13 protein-coding genes and 1 pseudogene are annotated in these 15,657 nt (G+C 56.7%); 3 read left to right on the plus strand and 11 right to left on the minus strand.

Features of this window, described 5'->3' with window-relative positions; translation table 11 throughout:
* Positions 1–21 precede the first annotated feature (21 nt).
* From F451_RS0104440 to F451_RS0104450, 3 genes are all read right to left on the minus strand, one after another.
* Positions 22–1,200 carry a quaternary amine ABC transporter ATP-binding protein gene (locus F451_RS0104440; RefSeq protein WP_020680143.1) on the minus strand — a complete coding sequence of 393 codons (1,179 nt, stop codon included), beginning with the start codon at positions 1,198–1,200 and terminating at the stop codon, positions 22–24.
* Positions 1,193–2,092 carry an ABC transporter permease gene (locus F451_RS0104445; protein ID WP_020680144.1) on the minus strand — a complete coding sequence of 300 codons (900 nt, stop codon included), beginning with the start codon at positions 2,090–2,092 and terminating at the stop codon, positions 1,193–1,195. Before F451_RS0104445 ends, F451_RS0104440 begins: the two co-directional genes overlap by 8 nt.
* A gap of 74 nt (positions 2,093–2,166) precedes the next feature.
* Positions 2,167–3,165, minus strand: a complete 999-nt coding sequence (locus F451_RS0104450) for an ABC transporter substrate-binding protein (protein WP_020680145.1) — start codon at positions 3,163–3,165, stop codon at positions 2,167–2,169.
* A 346-nt stretch (positions 3,166–3,511) separates the two neighbouring features.
* Here F451_RS0104450 and F451_RS0104455 point away from each other — a divergent pair, with 346 nt between their 5' ends.
* The gene (locus F451_RS0104455; protein WP_020680146.1) at positions 3,512–4,111 is read left to right on the plus strand and encodes a TetR/AcrR family transcriptional regulator; all 600 of its coding nucleotides are present in this window, start codon (positions 3,512–3,514) and stop codon (positions 4,109–4,111) included.
* Between the two features lie 293 nt (positions 4,112–4,404).
* Positions 4,405–5,085, plus strand: coding sequence for a type 1 glutamine amidotransferase domain-containing protein (locus F451_RS0104460; protein WP_020680147.1), 681 nt, complete (start codon positions 4,405–4,407; stop codon positions 5,083–5,085).
* A gap of 151 nt (positions 5,086–5,236) precedes the next feature.
* Here F451_RS0104460 and F451_RS0104465 read toward each other — a convergent pair whose 3' ends face one another.
* The 8 genes and pseudogenes from F451_RS0104465 to F451_RS24805 form a co-directional block, all read right to left on the minus strand.
* Positions 5,237–7,411, minus strand: coding sequence for a glutamine synthetase III family protein (locus F451_RS0104465; RefSeq protein WP_020680148.1), 2,175 nt, complete (start codon positions 7,409–7,411; stop codon positions 5,237–5,239).
* Between the two features lie 729 nt (positions 7,412–8,140).
* Entirely contained in the window at positions 8,141–8,578 is a 438-nt protein-coding gene (locus F451_RS0104470; RefSeq protein ID WP_020680149.1) for an OsmC family protein, read from the minus strand.
* Between the two features lie 400 nt (positions 8,579–8,978).
* Positions 8,979–9,494 (minus strand): DUF1993 domain-containing protein, encoded by a 516-nt coding sequence (locus tag F451_RS0104475; protein ID WP_020680150.1) that lies wholly within the window; start codon positions 9,492–9,494, stop codon positions 8,979–8,981.
* Between the two features lie 511 nt (positions 9,495–10,005).
* Positions 10,006–10,157: pseudogene (locus F451_RS28335) on the minus strand (transposase); the annotation flags it as partial.
* A gap of 114 nt (positions 10,158–10,271) precedes the next feature.
* The gene (locus F451_RS27585) at positions 10,272–10,430 is read right to left on the minus strand and encodes a hypothetical protein (protein WP_020680151.1); all 159 of its coding nucleotides are present in this window, start codon (positions 10,428–10,430) and stop codon (positions 10,272–10,274) included.
* Between the two features lie 125 nt (positions 10,431–10,555).
* On the minus strand, positions 10,556–11,092 hold the full coding sequence (locus F451_RS27060; RefSeq protein ID WP_205623958.1) for a cytochrome P460 family protein: 537 nt from the start codon (positions 11,090–11,092) through the stop codon (positions 10,556–10,558).
* Between the two features lie 271 nt (positions 11,093–11,363).
* On the minus strand, positions 11,364–12,518 hold the full coding sequence (locus F451_RS0104485; protein WP_020680152.1) for a glycerate kinase: 1,155 nt from the start codon (positions 12,516–12,518) through the stop codon (positions 11,364–11,366).
* A gap of 145 nt (positions 12,519–12,663) precedes the next feature.
* Positions 12,664–13,884 carry a sugar diacid recognition domain-containing protein gene (locus F451_RS24805; RefSeq protein ID WP_169434445.1) on the minus strand — a complete coding sequence of 407 codons (1,221 nt, stop codon included), beginning with the start codon at positions 13,882–13,884 and terminating at the stop codon, positions 12,664–12,666.
* Positions 13,885–14,071: 187 nt separating this feature from the next.
* Between F451_RS24805 and pyk the strand changes: the two genes are divergently transcribed.
* Entirely contained in the window at positions 14,072–15,517 is a 1,446-nt protein-coding gene (gene pyk / locus F451_RS0104495; protein WP_020680154.1) for a pyruvate kinase, read from the plus strand.
* Positions 15,518–15,657 lie beyond the last annotated feature (140 nt).

The following is a 15,657-nucleotide window of genomic DNA, read 5'->3' on the forward strand; positions in this document are numbered from 1 at the left end:
ATCGCGGGCCCGCGTGCGCCCTCAGGACACGAACTCGGCCATCTTGCTGCAGCTCACCATGCCGGTGAACTCCCCGTCCTCGTTGGTGACGCCAATGGGCTGATTCTCCTTTTGTATCAACAGCCGTGGCAGCAGAGCTTCGAGTTCCGCACTGTCGGGCACGCAGTTCACATTGCGCACATAAGCCGCGATATTGCCGGCACCCTCGTTCAGGGCCCGCTCGGCATCCTGCAGGGTTAGAATGCCCTTCAGGCTTTTGCCATCCAGCACGCAGGCATAGTCGGCATGCCGCTCCCGAATCGTGTCCAGCGCCTGCTGCGCCGTGGTGCGCCCGGTCAGGGTCAGCTGGACTTTGCTCACCACATGAGCCGCCGTCAATACCTTGGTCCGATTGACGTCGTGCACAAAGGCTTCGACGTAGTCATCCGCCGGATGCAGCAGTATGTCCTCGGGATTGCCCACCTGGATCAGCTTGCCGTCACGCAGAATGGCAATCTTGTCCCCCAGGCGCAGCGCTTCATCCAGGTCGTGCGTAATAAAGATAATGGTTTTGTGCAGCTTGTGCTGCAGGCTGATCAACTGATCCTGCATCTCGCGACGGATCAACGGGTCCAGCGCCGAAAAGGCCTCGTCCATCAGCAATATTTCGGCATCGGTACAGAGTGCTCGGGCCAGGCCCACACGCTGCTGCTGTCCGCCAGACAGCTGCGACGGATACTGATCCTCATACCCCGACAGCCCGACCGCATCGAGCCAGTGCAGTGCTTTTTCCCGCACTTTGTCCTTGCCCAGTCCCTGGATGCTCAGGCCATAGCCAACATTCTCCAGCACGCTGCAATGCGGCAGCAGGCCGAAGCGCTGAAACACCATGGACATCTTGTGACGCCGGAACTCCTGCAACTCCTTCGCCGACAGCGTCATCACATCCACGCCTTCGACAAAGATATGTCCCTGCGTGGGATCAATCAGGCGATTGAAATGCCGTATCAGGGTCGATTTGCCGGACCCCGACAGCCCCATGACGACAAAAATTTCCCCCTTGCCAATCTCCAGGTTGATGTTCTGTAGCCCCAACGTATGGCCGGTGGCAGCGAGGATGTCGTCCTTGCTCTGGCCGGCTTCCACCAGCGGAATAACCGATTCCGGGTTGCTGCCAAACACCTTGTACAGGTTCTCAATTCTTACCAGTGGCTCAGCCATGATCCGAGCCCTCCATGTGCTTCTGCGTGCGCTTGGCATAGGCCTGGGAAACACGGTCAAAAATGATGGCCAGGGCTACGATGGCCAGGCCGTTAAACAGGCCCAGGGTAAAGTACTGGTTGGTAATGGACTTGAGTACCGGCTGGCCAAGCCCCTTGACGCCAATCATCGAGGCGATCACTACCATGGCCAGGGACATCATAATGGTCTGGTTGATACCGGCCATGATGGTCGGCATGGCCAGCGGCAACTGCACCCCCAGCAGGCGTTGCGTGGGGCTGGCGCCATAGGAGGTCGCCGCCTCCAGTACCTCGCGATCCACCAGCCGAATGCCGAGGTTCGTGAGCCGAATAACCGGCGGAATGGCATAAATCACCACGGCAATCACGCCCGGAATACGCCCTATACCCAGCAGCATCACCACTGGTATCAGGTACACAAAGGCCGGCATGGTCTGCATGATATCCAGTATTGGCGTCACCCCGGACTGCACCCGGTCGGAGCGCGCCATCATGATGCCCACCGGTATCCCCAGCGCAATCGACAGCAGCGTACAGACGGTAATGATGCTCAGGGTACGCATGGTGTCTTCCCACATGCCGAAATAGCCGATCAGCAGAAACGACACCACAACACCCAGGGAAAGCTTCCAGGAACGGGATGCAAAATAGGCCAGCGCGGTAATCGCAATGATAACCAGCGGCCAGGGGGTGTTGAGCAGCAGTTTTTCAAACCAGATTAGAAATGAGAGCAGCGGATCAAAGATGGATTCAATGCTGTCGCCGTACTCGCGGGAAAAATCGCGGTAGGTTGCGTCGAGCGACTTGCGAATACCCAACAGGCCCTCGCGGCTCATTTCAGGAAATTCGGTTAGCCAAGAGTCACCAGCCATAAGGGGTATCCTGTTTTGATAATCAGGCACAACCGCAGGTGTAGCCTCCATGCACCCGCGGTCTCAACGGGCGGCTACATATTGCCGAGCGCTTCCTTGACCCGCGCGGCCACCTCGGGTGACAGCCAGGCGGTCCAGGTACTTTCGTTTTCGCTCAGGAAATGTTCCATGGCGATCTCGCCATCAGCCTGGTTATCTTCCATCCAGGCCAACAGCTTGTTCAGTTCGCTGTTGGTAAAGGCCCGGGTGGCGAGGTACTCAAACTCTTTCGGATGACGGGTGGCGAAGTCCGAGGTGGTATAGCTGTATACCGGCGATTCGGGCCACATGGTCACATGGGGCTCCAGGCAGTCTTCCTTGGTAATACAGGCCAGAAAGTGTTCCTTGTCGACGCCGGAACCAAAATCAACCTTCACCATATCGTACTTGCCCAGAATGGCCGTCGGCGCCCAGTAGTAACCGAACCAGGGTTCCTCGCGCTCATAGGCCCGGGCAATGGAGCCATCGAGCCCCGCCGCCGAACCCGGGTCAATCAGATCGAAACCCGCCTCCTCCAGCTTCAACGCCCGGTAAAGGTTGTTGACCACCAGCTGGCAGCCCCACCCAGCCGGGCAACCGATCACTGCCGAACGGTCGGGGTCTTCGGGGTGGGTAAACAGTTTTGCGTGGGCCTTCACACCCTCGATCGTGGCCAGGCTCGGATCCTTGTCAACCATGTACTGGGGTACCCAGAGCGCTTCTTCGCCACCATCGGACAGTACCTTGCCGGCCACCTGCAGCTGATTGTCGGCCACGGCCTTGTCCAGCGCAGCCTGAAAGGAGTTGGTCCAGAGCTCGGGGGCGATGTCCGGTTCTTTCTTTTCCATCATGGAGGTTGTGGTGGGCATGGTGTCGCCGGGGACCAGCTCCGCGGCGCAGCCGAATCCATGTTCAAGTATGAAGCGGTCGATATTAGCAATCAGCGTTGCCGAGCTCCAGTTCATGTCTGCAATCGTGACCCTGCCGCACTCTTCGGCGGCAGAGCCGGTGGATGCAGCGAGCATAAGCGCGACTGCTGCGAGAGACTTTTTCATGGCGGACTCCTGTTTATTGAGCTCGTTGACATAGAGGTTCACTGTCTTTTTTTCATATAAGCATAGTAACTGTGCTGCAGCTGATGATGATTACCGCTTCTGGCATGTGACCTGGCGGCGAATAAGCCGTCTGCCAGGAACGAATACCTCAGCGAGCGGGTGACATAAGGTGCACTCACTGTTATCAAGTCACCCCTATGGGCGGCTGTCATCAGCGCATATCCGACCTTTCACCCGGTACGGCTCTGGAACGATCGCTAGACGACCAGTCTAATACAAAGTGAGGCATTCACCCGGAACCACTTAATCAGCCAGATTAAAGCAGTACGCGAAACAGGACCCTGCCATGACTGACCCAAACGCTGTCCGCCAGAAAATTCTGGATGCCGCCAGACCTATCATCCTGCGAAAGGGCTTCACGGCCGCAGGCCTGAGTGAAATCCTGCGTTGCGCGGCGATACCCAAGGGTTCCTTTTACCACTACTTCAAATCCAAGGAGCTGTTTGGCGAAGCCATGCTGGAGGTCTATTTCAGCGACTATGAGCAACGGCTCGATACCCTGCTGAACGACGGCGACAAACCTGCCGCCCAGCGACTGATGCGCTACTGGTCGCTATGGATGGAAACGCAGCTGGCCGAAGACCCGGTGGGAAAATGCCTAGTCGTCAAGCTCAGCGGCGAAGTGTCTGACCTGTCCGAAGCCATGCGCAGCGCGTTACACAAGGGCACCCGTCGTACGATCGAACGCCTGTCTCAATGCATCGAACAAGGACGCATTGACGGTTCAATCAGCAGCCACGTTTCATCCACGCTTTTAGCCGAATCCCTCTATCAGATGTGGCTTGGCGCGACGCTGCTGACCAAGGTGCGGCGGGATGACAGCGCCCTTAAAACGGCCATGGCCTCAACCCTCTCAGCCCTGGGGATGACCGACGCCAATTTGTGAAGCCGCTCTTTTCGGCATGTTGAATATACCTTGATCTAGCGCCTCCACGGGCCTGCTGCTGAACACCGCAACCTGCGGGGCCGGTAGGCGGCCAGATTACGAACTACACTGTCACCGAGCTGCCCCATAGCGCACGGCCTTGGCGACGGCGCAAATTTCACCCGGGCGAACCAGAGGCTGCAGGACGGTCGTACCGGTTTCGACGCCTGCTGCAGGGGCAGAATTTTGACAAGCTTAAGGTGCAGGTCTGATCCGCCCGCGCCACACGCGTTAGCGAAGGAACCCAGGAAAATATGAACATACTGATGGTATTGACGTCCCACGACCGCCTGGGCGACACCGGCGAGAAAACTGGCTTCTGGCTCGAAGAGTTCGCCGCGCCCTTTTACACCCTTAAAGACGCCGGGGCGACCCTGACCCTGGCCTCCCCCGCCGGAGGACAGCCACCGCTGGATCCCAAGAGCGATGCACCGGAATCTCAGACCGACGCCACCCGCCGATTTCAGCACGATGCCGGCGCACAGGCGCAACTGGCCACCACCATACCCCTGCATGCCATCAAACCTGACGACTTCGACGCCGTGTTTTATCCCGGCGGCCATGGCCCACTGTGGGACCTGGCCGAAGATGCGGATTCCATCAAGCTGATCGAAACCCTTTACCGCGCCGGCAAGCCTGTTGCCGCCGTGTGCCATGCCCCCGGTGTATTACGGCACACCAGGGGGCCAGAGGGCTCGCCACTGGTGTCAGGCAAGAAAGTCACCGGATTCAGTAACAGTGAGGAAGCCGCTGTGGGGCTCACCAAGGTAGTGCCGTTTCTGGTGCAAGACATGCTGACTGAAAACGGCGGGCTCTACGGTAAAGCCGACGACTGGCATGCCCATGTGGAAACCGACGGCAACCTGATCACGGGACAAAATCCGGCATCGTCAGAAGCCACCGCCGAGGCCCTGCTGAACGCGCTCGGGAAATAACCACCCGGCCAGTGCTTGGCAGATCCTCTCTGCCAAACGAAAAAAGGCCCCGGGGTTGCCTTTATGCAAGGGCTCCCGGGGCCTTTCTATTATCCAGAGACTTGCAGCGCGTGCCTTCACAGCACCGCGCTGACAGCTCCCTCCTCTGGTGCTATTTGATGAACAGCATCTCGGAGTACTTCGGCAGCGGCCAAACAGTGTTCGCAACCGTCATCTCGAGCGCATCGGCATGGCTGCGGACCAGGTCCATCAGCGGACGGATCTCGTAGGCGCAGAACTGCATATGGGCTTCTGTCGATGCGAAGTCATGCTTCTCCACGGCGTTACCGAGCGTTGCCACAACCTTCATCATGGCATCGGCCTCGGCTGCGACTTTTTTCGCAATCCCTGTGTCGAGCTCAATGCCCATGGCCGCGGCACCGGAGATCGAGGTGCCCAGTTCCGCCAGGTAAGTCATCGCCGCCGGGTAGATCGACGTGGTGGCCATTTCGATCACCAGTTTGGCTTCCAGCTCGATCGAGAGGATGTACTGCTCGGAATACACCTCGTATCGACTCTGCAGTTCGACAGGCGTCAACACACCGGTGTTTTTAAACAGATCCTTGACGGAATCCTCCATGAGCGCGGGCAGTGCTTCTGCCGTGGTCGGAATGTTCTTCAGGCCACGTTCTTCAACTGCCATTTTGTGCCATTCAGCCGAATAGCCGTCGCCACCGAACACAACATTGCCATGCTTATCCATCAGCTCCTTCAGCACTGCGATAACGCCAGTCGTCTGATCCAGACCTGAATCAAATGCAGCTTCCAGTTTGCCGGCAATCCAGTTCAGCGAGTCGGCCAGCATGGTGTTCATCGCGACCAGCGGCCCGGAGACCGACTGGGAAGAACCCACGGCGCGGAATTCGAAGCGGTTGCCGGTAAAGGCAAAGGGAGACGTACGGTTACGGTCGCCCGGATCACGGGTAAAGGTCAGGATTTCCGACAGACCCAGGTCCATCAGACCGCCGCTTTCGGTCGGGTTCAGGTTGCCCTGCTGAATATCCTTGAAAACCTTCTCCAGCTGGTCACCCAGATACACTGACAAAATGGCGGGGGGAGCTTCATTGGCACCCAGACGATGGTCGTTTGCGGCCGATGCGATGACGGCACGCAACAGGGGGCCGTAAAGATGAACGCCACGAATGACTGCGCCACAGAACAGCAGGAAGTTCAGGTTCTCCTCCGGCGTATGGCCGGGATCGAGCAGGTTGCCCTGGGTCGCATTACCGACAGACCAGTTAACGTGCTTGCCCGAGCCATTGACGCCGGCAAAGGGCTTTTCATGCAGCAAGGCATGCAAGCCATGTTTTTTGGCGGTGTTTTTCAGCACGGTCATCAGCAGTTGCTGATGGTCAGCGGCGATATTGGCGGATTCGAAATAGGGTGCGATCTCGAACTGGCCCGGCGCAACTTCGTTGTGATGGGTCTTGGCAGGAATGCCCAGCTTGTACAACCGGTCTTCGAAGTCCTGCATGAACACCTGCACGCGCTCCGGTATGGCACCAAAGTAGTGATCATCAAACTGCTGGCCCTTGGCCGGCGGCGCACCGAACAATGTCCGGCCGGCGAGCAGCACGTCTGGACGGCTCGTCGCAAAGCGCTCGTCGATCAGGAAGTACTCCTGCTCCGCACCACAACTGGAATTCAGCGTTGCAATGTCGGTTTCACCCATGAGCGACAGCACTTTATGCGCCGCTTTGTTCATCGCGGCATTGGAGCGCATCAACGGGATTTTCTTGTCCAGCGCCTCGCCCGTCCAGGACATGAACACGCTGGGAATCATCAGGGTCGGGCCGTTAGCCGTATACATGATGTAGCAGGGGCTGGTCGGATCCCAGGCGGTATAACCACGGGCAGCATTGGTCATGCGCAAGCTGCCGTTGGGGAAAGATGAACCGTCTGGCTCACCCTTGATCAACAGGCTGCCGGTAAATTCGGTAATGGCATGGCCGTCGGAATTGGTCACGATAAAGCCATCGTGTTTTTCCGCGGTCGCGTTAGTCATCGGATAGAAGATATGCGAGAAGAATTTTGCACCTTTGCTCAGGGCCCAGTCCTTCATCGCGGCAGCAACAACATCTGCGGTTGCAGGATCCAGAGGCGCACCGGTCTGCACTGTCTTTTTCATCGCCTTGAAGGCGTTTTTGGACAGTGTCTGTTCCATTTTGGCGAGGTTAAAGACATCGCTGGCCCAGATTTTACTAAGAGGGTCCGGCATTTCCACAGTCACGTCTTTGCCGCTTGTGATTGCGTTGATTGCCGATAATCTGGATGCATTTCCGCTCATGTTATTTCCTGTAATGTAATTAAACATCGTGTATTTGGACGCGCGGCATTCGCGCATGACCGGCTCGATGGCCCGGGGGATGCGTGTCTCTATAGCACCCGCCCTGGTTTCCACCGCAGCGGTGAGCGTGCAGCGACCCTTTGCGATGGCGATATCAAAGCAAAATTCGATCCATATTTATCAAATACCGGAAAAATAAATTTAAGTTTTTGATATATATAGTAATCTATAAGATGCTCAGCAGGCAGCGCGGTTTGAACAAACAAAAACGCACCAAAAATGAGCAACAAATATAAACCCGAACACAAAAGCGCCCCATAATATTGCACAAAGGCCCTGAGCCTTGAGTATGATCCGCTCAAATCTGCCTGAGAACGCGCTATCCAGTTCGTTTACTGAGGATTTCATGCGGCCCTTGGCGCTGATTCCAGGCGTGCTCATCACACAAGAGGCTACAGATATTGCACCAAAATAGTGCGTTTCATGATTTAAGCGGAGTTGTGAATGAAATTTGGATTGCAGTTCAGCCAACTATCGACGTGACTGGTATTGAGTTAAAAATGACGACTTATGGAAGTGCGTGGAGAAGGTACAGGGCAAGATGATAGCAGGATCGGCAGCCCCCACATTACAGTCCCGCAGTGCAGCCCCCTGTTCAACTCCGTTTGATTTGCTGGCATCCAGCCGAGTAACCGGTTGCTGAGGCTCACTCCCCCACGAAGCCACGCGCTAGGATTTTACCAACACCACCGCGTTGAGGTGAGTTTCAGCAGACAGTGAATTTGTAACAAGACAACCCGCCTCGGCTTTCTCAAGTATGCGCTGCGCGCGTTCCTCGCTGGTGTCCTGGGGCACTCCAAGCGTGGCATTAACCCTGAACTGGGTGAATTTCGTTTTGCCTTCACTACGCTCGAGTGTGCCCTCGACCTCGCAGGTCAGCGACACCCAGGACAGCTTTGATGCTCTTGCCACGGCCCGAAAAGTGAGAATAAAACAATCTGCGACGGCGGCGACCAACAGTGTTTCCGGCGACCAGCGGTCACCCGGCCCACCGAACTCCAGTGGCGGCGCAGACGGCAGTATCTGCAGCTTGTCCGCCGAGAGGGATACGTCTCCATCGGGAGCGGCACTTGCCGCAACCTGGTAGTGATGAGGAAGGTCTTGCATTGCGCGTCTCCAGTAACCGGAAAGGTGTAGGTAGCCTGTTGGACTCGATGATCTGTAAAACCCAAGCGCCACGCATCTTTATGCATTGCACGAGTATGCTGCGATTGCTGTGCACCTGGCAGGCTGTTGAAAAACAGCCTGCCAGGTTCAAACTGGCTCAAGTCTAGCCAATTCTCCCGCATTTGATGCTATTGGCCGAATTGCGGGCCGTGCGATACGGGTTACCGGCGGCATCTTCCAGCGCCTGGGGCGTGCAACCGTCCCCGGGTAAAGGCCGGGAAGGCGCCGCCCAGTTCGCCGGCGGTAACGGGGTACCTAGCGCTTTGTTAACCGGCGCGAACGTATTGTCACGAACGGTGGATCTATGAAAGCGCAGAACGAAATTTATTGTAATCAAATATCAAGTTTCTTCCTTGATATAAGGCATGAGGAAACTCATGAAGTCCGACTTTCCAAGTGGAGCACCCAGTTTGCGAAGAATCACATACGCAGTCGTGGTGTGAAAATATAGATTAGGCATCAGGTAGTCATTCACGTACTGACGAGCAGGGAGTTCGCAGTACCTGCCAGGACCAAGACCCACTCGCTTAATTTCATCGAGTTTGCTGTCATCGGCAGTAATACCCGCCACAAGGTCCTTTGTACTAGCAATATGGGAGCGTGCCATCTCCAATGAATCAACCTCTACACCGAGATTATCGATAGGCTCGCCTGCGCACCATTGAGAGAATCCCCTTGGTTGATTGCATGCAAATGCGATTTGGGCAGCGAATGGAAGCATGTCAGGTGCAAGCCTCTCTTGAAAAATTGCATTCATATCCCCAAAATGCTTTTCACCTACCAACAGGATATGATCCAGCGTATCCAGCCTTGTATTGAATATGCGCTTGATCTCACAGATTTCTTTATTTTTCATGACAAGTTCTCTTTCTGGAATATTTAGAACAAATGAAGAATAGCGAGTTGACAAAAATGAGCGTACCCAGATAAAATCTCCTTTCAGCTAATAGTAAACCAATTGACACCACTGCTTTATGCATCAATCAATCGAACTAATATCGGCTCCGTCCTTTTTGAATAATTTAAATAAAAGTAAACAATTAAAATAAACCATAACCATAAGTTGTTATTTATTTCCTGAAAATACTTTTCAGCAAAGGAAAGTAAAGCATATAAAAAGCCAGAACACCAATGACAATACTGATATGTATTTCAGCAACACACGGCAGGTACTTATACTTCCGCCCATAAAAAAGACGCTAACCGCTGCACTCTTCGATCGAAAAGTGCGATTCCCAACGAAAGCCCACTCCACCCTGAAAAAAACAGATTAAGCTAAGGAACCTGTGATTAAGTCAGCGATTCCTGTCTGATGCTCCGTTTTTGCCTGAAATAACCTTCAGGATGGCATATCTGCCCGCCTTAACTTCACTGAGTTTGTACCACTGCTGCATACAGTGAATACGGAGCATGGAGGACACGGGTAAGGACGACGACCATTGCCAGCCTTCGGGTAGTGAGCCTCGATGACGGATTCAAGACATGACCACGGGATCAGCGCGTCCATTCGGCCCAGGAATTTTTAACTGTTCCGTAACGCCATAGTTGACATGCCGTTCAGCTAAGTTTTCCAATGCAGGGACTAGTGCATTGAGCTATTTGAGCTTGCCCACTGCAACATCAAGCATCTGCATTAGCTTTTTTCCTTGATTGTCCATATCCCCTTTAAAGAGTGACTTGAGTGAGGGATCAGCTTCAAACAGGTTTGCATAAAAAAGCTTGCGGCTTCAGGCGCAATACTGTGAACGACTTTCCATGTTGGCTGAACATCGTCCACAACCTGCTCTTCCATGATATATATCCTTCATGTGTATAGATCAACTTTGAAATGAGCGTCCTCTATAAAAGTAGAATCACGCCTGAAACAAAAAAATCATAGGCAAACTCGACGCTTTTCCACAGCAAATATTTTTAGCCTTAATCAATTGCGGGGAATGGCGCCGGATCAGTAAATACCCAGTCCCGATCCTTTACCGGCGTATGACATGCAGTACAGACTTCGGGTCCATTATTGAACGGCTCCTGCTTGTCACCAACCCAGCGTGCCCATCCCCAACCGTAGGTACTTGTGTATTTTTCCGAGTCTTTAAACATGAATTCGACGTGAACCAACTGTTCAGGTGAGATTGCAGCCTTCCAGTTTTCCAACTGTTTCTCTTTCCACACCACCTTTCCCAATATAGCGCCATCAGGCCAAGGATTTGTTTGCCCTGAACGCGCCGCTTTTACGGCAATAGCGTTGCCCAGAATCATGCGAAGCGTGTTGTTGTCGGTTCGATGTGAAACTGAAATAGAGGCCCAGTCCTGCCACCCTGATGGATAACTTATACCATGAGAGGGCCCTGGTAGTTTTTCAGATGCGTTGGAAATAAGCACTGTGCTAACGAGAAACAATGCCACTAATATTGTATTTAGTTTCATGCTTTTTCCTCCAGCGATCTGATAGAAGCTCACATTTGTATCCTGGCCTCCAAGGTCTTTTCCCCCCAGGGCTGTGATCTCAGAATGCATTCTGTTCAAACTAGGCGCAAAGCCACGTAGCGTCAACCACTCAGTACGCTGGCCAGATCCGGCGTTAACAAACAAAGGCAATAGCCGCGCCTTATATACCTAACAAACTGTTTCTATGGGATTTTTTACACCAGTACAGAAAAAGTGAAAAAGGGGCCGACGCTCACCGCGACGGCCCCACTTTGTACCTGCAACTCGATCCTGCCGATAAACCTTACCGGCGTTTGGCCTCGAACGCCTGCGCCAGCTGCCAGGTGGCGGCAATGTTGCGGGCCGTGCGGTACAGGTTATCGGCGGCATCTTCCAGCGCCTGGGGCAGTGACACCACGCCGGGGACAATGCTGAACAGCGCGTCGATGCCATGGGCATGCACCAGATCGGAGTCCTCGGAAACGGAACCGGCCAGGGCGATCACCGGCACGCCCGCTTTCTGCGCTCGCTTGCTGACGCCCACCGGGGTCTTGCCGCGTACCGTCTGGCTGTCGATACGCCCTTCCCCGGTGATCACCAGGTCAGTACCTTCCAGATGGCGATCGATCTCCACCGCGTCCAGCACAATATCGATACCGCTTTTCAGCCGCGCCTGGGTAAAGGCCAGAAAGGCGCCGCCCAGCCCGCCGGCGGCGCCGGCACCCGGCGTGGCGTCTATATCCTTGCCATGGCAGGCCAGAACCACCTCGGCAAAACGCCCAAGGCACGCATCCAGCTGTTTGACCATCTGCGGATCGGCACCCTTTTGCGGGCCGAATATTGCCGAGGCGCCATATTCGCCGGTCAGCGGATTATCCACATCGCAGGCGATCTCGAACTGCGCTTCGCTCAGGCGCGGGTCCATCGCGCTGGCATCGATGCTGTGCAGCGTTTCCAGCGCCCCGCCGCCAGCGCCGATCTCGTTTGCCTGGGCATCCAGCAGACGCACGCCCAGGGCCTGCAGCATGCCGGCGCCGGCATCATTGGTGGCACTACCGCCAAGGCCGACGATAATATGGCGCGCACCGGCATCCAGTGCTTTCAGAATCAGCTCGCCGGTACCCCGTGTCGTGGCGAGCCAGGGATTGCGCTGCGCCGTGGGCACCAGATCCAGCCCGGAGGCCGCCGCCGATTCGATCACCGCCGTCTTGCCATCGCCCAGGGTTCCCCAGCAGGCATTGACGGACTCGCCCATGGGTCCGGTAACGTCGGCACGGAACAGCTTGCCGCCCGTGGCGGCCACCAGCGCCTGGGTCGTGCCCTCACCGCCATCGGCCACCGGCAGCAGGACCAGCTCGGCATCGGCAAAAACGCTCTTAAAGCCACGGCCAATGGCCTGGGCCACACCTTCGGCGGACAGGCTTTCCTTGAATGAGTCAGGTGCGATCAGAATCTTCATGTTCGGCGTTCCATTGGTCGGTGTTGTATCTGTCGGGATTGAAACCATAGTGGCATAGCAACGAGCAATCGCGCCTTGGCTAGCGCTACAAATTATACCGGGGCCCGGGCTACGTTTTTGTACATTTGCACAACTACCGCATGAATCAGCGTGCCGCCCCCGCCTTTGAACGGCCTGCCTGTGTCAGGCTGTAAAGTCTCAGAGTGACGAAAAGCTGTAACAGCTGATCCACCGAACCCAGATCCAGCTTCAGCGCAGCGCCGATCTTGTCGAGCCGGTAACGCAGGGTATTACGGTGGATATGCAGCCGTGCCGAGGTGCGCGCCAGGTCCATGTTTTCGGCCAGGTAGGTTTCCAGCGTTTTCTGCAGCGTGCCGTTCTTGTCCTGCGCCAGAAAGGAATCATACTCCTGCAGCAGGTGCTGGCCGGCCCAGCCCTGGGCAGCGTCGAACAGCAGCAGATCCAGTGCGAACCCGGTGGCAAAGCTCAGGCTGCCGGGCGGCACCTGAGTGCGCGTTACGTCCAGCGTCTTGAGCGCAGTGCGATAAGACCGGGCCAGGCCATCAGCGCCTGCAAAGTAGTCACCGACACAGGCACGGTATTGCACCGTCCCGTGCTGCTGCAACGGCCTGAAGCGAACATCCAGCTGGCGCCGCAGCAGCGCTGAGTCCCAGCGCTGATTGGATGCTGACCCGGTCGTGGCATCCGCGCCGCCGAGGACGACGGGCACCAGCATCACGATCTGCCGTGCCGTGGTAATGGCCAGCAGGGTGTCGGCACTGGCGGCCGCCGGCTGCTGCAGTTGCTGCTGCAGTTGCTGCAAGTGCGCCAGTGGCAGATCAGCGCCGCCGCTCGCCTGCACAAGCTCCAGCACCACCACAACCCGTGGCAGGCTCATATCCAGCTGCAGGCGCGCGAGGCGCTCATCAAACAGCGAGTCGGATGGGCCGCCCTCGATCAGGCGCAGCAGCACGCTCTCGCGCTGGCGGCTGTCCCACTGCACCTCGGCCGTGAGGGCCGCCTGTTCCACAATCAGCTCGGCGGTCATTACCACGAGGTCCGCATAGCGGCGTACCTCTTCCGGCTCGCCGGTAATGCCGACCACGCCGATGATGTCACCGCTGCTTCGAATCGGCAGATTGACGCCGCCGCGCACACCACTGAGCCGCCCTTCCTGGTCGCGGGCGATATCCACCTCACTTTGGCTGCTGAGCACATGCAGGGCGCCTTCGTGCAGCTTATCGATACGCTGTGGGTCGCCGGAGCCGATGATCACACCGCGGTGATCCATCACATTGACGTTCACGCCGGTAATTTTCATCGCCCGATCGACGATTTTCTGTGCCATCTGTTGGTCTATAAACACCTGTGCTCTCCGCTGCATCCCGACCAGGGTCCTGGCTGCGACTGCAATACTCACTTCGTCATCATGACTGTTCACTTGCACAAAAAACAAGGCGGGCCGGTAACTTTTTTCTGTCGTATGAACGAAGCCCTGTCACACAACTGTGGCGATAATGGCTGCAGTCGAATCCCACAGCGCAGGTGCTCTAATGCGAAGAACCAAAATCGTTGCAACCCTAGGCCCATCCAGCGAAACCCCGGAACAGATCGCCCGCCTGGTAAAGGCGGGTGTCGATGTGGTGCGGCTCAACTTTTCCCACGGCAGCCCCGACGAGCATCAGCTGCGCGCCGACCGGGTGCGTGAAGCCGCCCGCGCCCAGGGACGCCATGTGGCCATTCTGGGTGACCTGCAGGGCCCCAAGATTCGCATCTCCCGCTTTGCCATCGGTCCCGTCACGCTCGCTACAGGCGACAATTTTATTCTTGATGCAGGCCTGGCCAAAGACGCCGGCAACCGGGAACGGGTGGGGATCGACTACAAGGAACTGGTGGATGACTGCAGTGCCGGCGATATTCTGCTGCTGGACGACGGCCGCCTGGTACTGGAAGTCATTGGAGTGCAGGGACGCGAGATCCATACCCGGGTCCAGATCGGCGGAACGCTGTCCAACAACAAGGGAATCAACCGCCAGGGCGGCGGGCTCTCTGCCGACGCCCTGACCGACAAGGACAAGGCCGATATAGTGTCGGCGGCCAAGATCGGCGTGGATTACCTGGCCGTTTCCTTTCCCCGCAGCGGCGACGATATTCGCTATGCCCGTGAACTGCTTGCAGCCACCGGCAGCCAGGCCGGCATCATCGCCAAGATCGAACGGGCCGAGGCCGTCAGCAGCCTCGAGGTGCTCAAGGGCATTATCGCTGCGTCCAACGGCGTTATGGTGGCGCGCGGCGACCTGGGCGTGGAAATCGGTGATGCCGAACTGATTGGCGTACAAAAACAGATCATTGCGCATGCGCGCAGGGGCAACAAGATCGTCATCACCGCCACCCAGATGATGGAATCCATGATCAGCAGCCCGATGCCGACCCGCGCCGAAGTCTCGGACGTGGCCAACGCGGTGTTTGATGGCACCGATGCGGTGATGCTGTCGGCCGAAACCGCCGCCGGCGAATACCCGGTGGAAACGGTCGAAGCCATGGTAAGGGTGATTAACGGTGCCGAAAAGCACCCGAGCATGCACAGCTCAAAGCACCGCATCAACGAGGAGTTCACCAATATTGACGAAACCATCGCCCTGTCCGCGATGTACGCCGCCAATCACCTGGTCGGGGTCAAGGCGCTGATCTGCCTGACCGCCACCGGCGCCACCCCCCTGCTGATGTCCCGCATGAGCTCGTCGCTGCCCATCTTCGCACTGGCACCGAGCGGCGATACGCTGCGCCGCGTGGCCCTGTACCGCGGCGTGAATCCGCTGGCCTTTGATGTATCGGAGTTATCCAACGACCAGATCAATCAGCAGGCGGTGGATTCACTCAAGGAACTGAACGTGGTCGCCGACGGTGACCTGGTGCTGATCACCAAGGGCGATTACATGAACGTGCACGGCGGCACCAACACGCTGAAAGTGGTCAAGGTCGGTCAGCCGATTCGCTGACACCACGGCCACCGCGGGCAACCGCCTGCCGATGAAAACCTCCGTCCCGGCCCGCAATGGCGCCGGGGCAGGATACCTGCTCAAGCTCGCACTGTAGCGCCTGAACAATTTGCTGAGCGAAAACCGCCGCTAAAAGCTCG

Origin of the sequence: Marinobacterium rhizophilum DSM 18822 (genome assembly GCF_000378045.1) — a bacterium.
Lineage (GTDB): Bacteria > Pseudomonadota > Gammaproteobacteria > Pseudomonadales > Balneatricaceae > Marinobacterium_A > Marinobacterium_A rhizophilum.